The sequence below is a fragment of the Acidithrix ferrooxidans genome, assembly GCF_000949295.1.
In the GTDB taxonomy this organism is placed as follows: Bacteria; Actinomycetota; Acidimicrobiia; order Acidimicrobiales; family Acidimicrobiaceae; genus Acidithrix; species Acidithrix ferrooxidans.
The window spans coordinates 1-2322 of the sequence record NZ_JXYS01000153.1; the positions used below are offsets into that span (position 1 = coordinate 1).

A 2322-nucleotide genomic window follows, 5' to 3' on the forward strand; every position below is an offset into this window, starting at 1 on the left:
GAAGCCAGTATCTCTTTATCCAAGTGGTTCTCCGCTATCTATCTATTGTCCAACGACAAGCGTGGTACTTTCGGCTACTACCATTGCTAAATTCGTTCAAGTATCTTATTCGACTGGCTGGTTGATGCTAAATAAGCTACGAAAAGCAATGGCTGACCGAAATGGTTTATATAAACTTGGAGGAAACGTCTGAGTAGATGAGTTCTTTTTAGGTGGTGAGAGCCATGGCGAAGGCTAAAGAGGAAAGGGAACAAAACAAACCAATGTCCTAATTGGAGTGTCGATTAGCAATGGTGCTCCTACTCATTGCTTCATGGAAGTAATCAAAGATACCACTGCTAAATCACCCAAAGATGTTTTTGTGAGACGTTGAGATTCTAATACCAAGCTGATAAGTGATGGTAACCCAAGTTACGGGGTATGTGCTCGAGACCTTGGACTAGCGCATTCGATCACTCTATCCAAAGACGAACAAGCACATGTAACATTCAAATGGCTCAACATCCTGATAGGGAACTGCAAGAAATTTATCGACGGAACATACCACGGACGTGAGGAACATAAGCAATTTTACCTCGAGGAATTCGCATACCGATTCAACCGAAGGCACTTTGAAATGTCATTGGTAGAGCGACTTCTCAATACATGTGTGTTTGCGTCTCCACATCCGCTACTCCGCGAATCTGATTCCAAAATGGCTCTTGCTTACGAAACTTGATAAGTATGATTGGAAATATCTTGTCCATGAGTGCGCCTCCAAATCAGGTTGGTTAGGCTCGATTCGATTCGATCCGATCCGGTGTTGGCTTCTTGGCTAACGCGCATTTTTGGTTCAGATGAGCGAGATCATCGTCAACTGCCGTTTATGGGGGCTAGAGATGGCCGAATCCCAAGCGACGCCAAGATTCCCTCGGGGTTAGAGGCGCAGCTTGTTCAAGGTTTGGCTGCTTTAACTTCCGCAATGCTAGACCAATTAAAAAAGGTACACATTCGGTGATCCCGTCAAACAAGCGGTGCTGTAGACACTCGATGATGGCGTAAGGTTGGGGTAGCTGGCCTATCCTCTGTGGCCTAGGGTGGCTGGACACGGCGCTTTAATTGTGATAGTTATAGTTACGTGGCAAAAACAGTGCGCCAATACGACAACGAGCGGATCGCTTCGCTGGAGGCCGAGAACGTCGTCCTTAGGTCCGAGCGTGACGAGTTGTCTGCCAAAGTGGATGCACTCACAGCCAAGATCGTCGAGCTAACCAAACAGGCTTTCGGGCGTCGCTCCGAACGGGCGAAGATGGCTCAGGATGTGAACGCAGAACCAATAGGCGCCTTGGAAGAAAGTAGCGACCCTGAGCCTGATGAGGTGCCAAGGCGCAAGAGAGGTCAACAACTCGGGCACCGCGGCCATGGTCGACGCAGCTATGACCACCTACCACGCGTACAACAGATCCATGAGCCCGATTCCAAGCTGTTGGTCTGTGGGAGCTGTGGTGCGCCTTTCGGAGAGGAACGCTGCGAGGAGATCGACGTCGAGGTGATAGTCCGGGTCATCGACCATATCCGTCCGACGTACCGGAGAGGATGTAACTGCAAGGCGACCAAGGGGGTCGTAGCTGGCGCACCACCAGCGAAGGTAGTTCCAAAAGGTAGGCTGTCGGCTGGGTTCCTCGCCCATATCGTGGTGGCGAAGTTTCTCCTTGGGCTCCCGATCAACCGGGTATGTGCAGCACTTGCGATGCAAGGGGCCAACTTCGCTCCTTCGACTCTGGTGGGAGCGCTGCGTAGCCTAGGCCCGCTCCTCGCTCCGCTTGCGGATGCGATCCGCGAACACAACGCATCATCTCCTCATCTGCACATGGACGAGACATCTTGGAAGGTCTTCGAGGTCACTGCTGGCAAGGCCGGTTATCGCTGGTGGTGCTGGATCTTCGTCGGCCACGACACGACCGCCTTTGTGATCAAGCCCGGTAGAGGAGCCGATGTCGCAGCTAAGCACCTCGGTATCGATTTAAACGCAAAGACACCGATGCTGCCCGGTGGTGCAACGCTGCTCGCCTCTAGTGACTTTGCGACCTGTTACCAGCGCTTAGGACGCGAGGTAGAGGGCTTCGTAAACATCTACTGCTGGGCGCATATCCGCAGGTACTTTATCCGCGCGGGCGATGCTCATGCGTTCCTCAAGACCTGGGCCGACGCGTGGGTTTCCCTCATCGCAGAGCTGTTTTGTGCGCATAGGGCCTGGGGGACAAGCGCGAGTGGCTCCAAGGAGGAGGCTCTGGCCTTTATTAAGGTGCAAGCCGTGATCGACCGAATCGATGCTACGAGGAT

At 52.4% G+C, this 2322-nt stretch carries 1 protein-coding gene and 1 pseudogene; both read left to right on the forward strand.

What is annotated here, in order from left to right; genetic code table 11:
• Positions 1–718: pseudogene (locus tag AXFE_RS19695) on the forward strand (IS1595 family transposase); the annotation flags it as partial.
• Between the two features lie 399 nt (positions 719–1117).
• Positions 1118–2322: IS66 family transposase (locus AXFE_RS17775; protein ID WP_052607224.1), on the forward strand; the 1205-nt coding region annotated here is incomplete at its 3' end.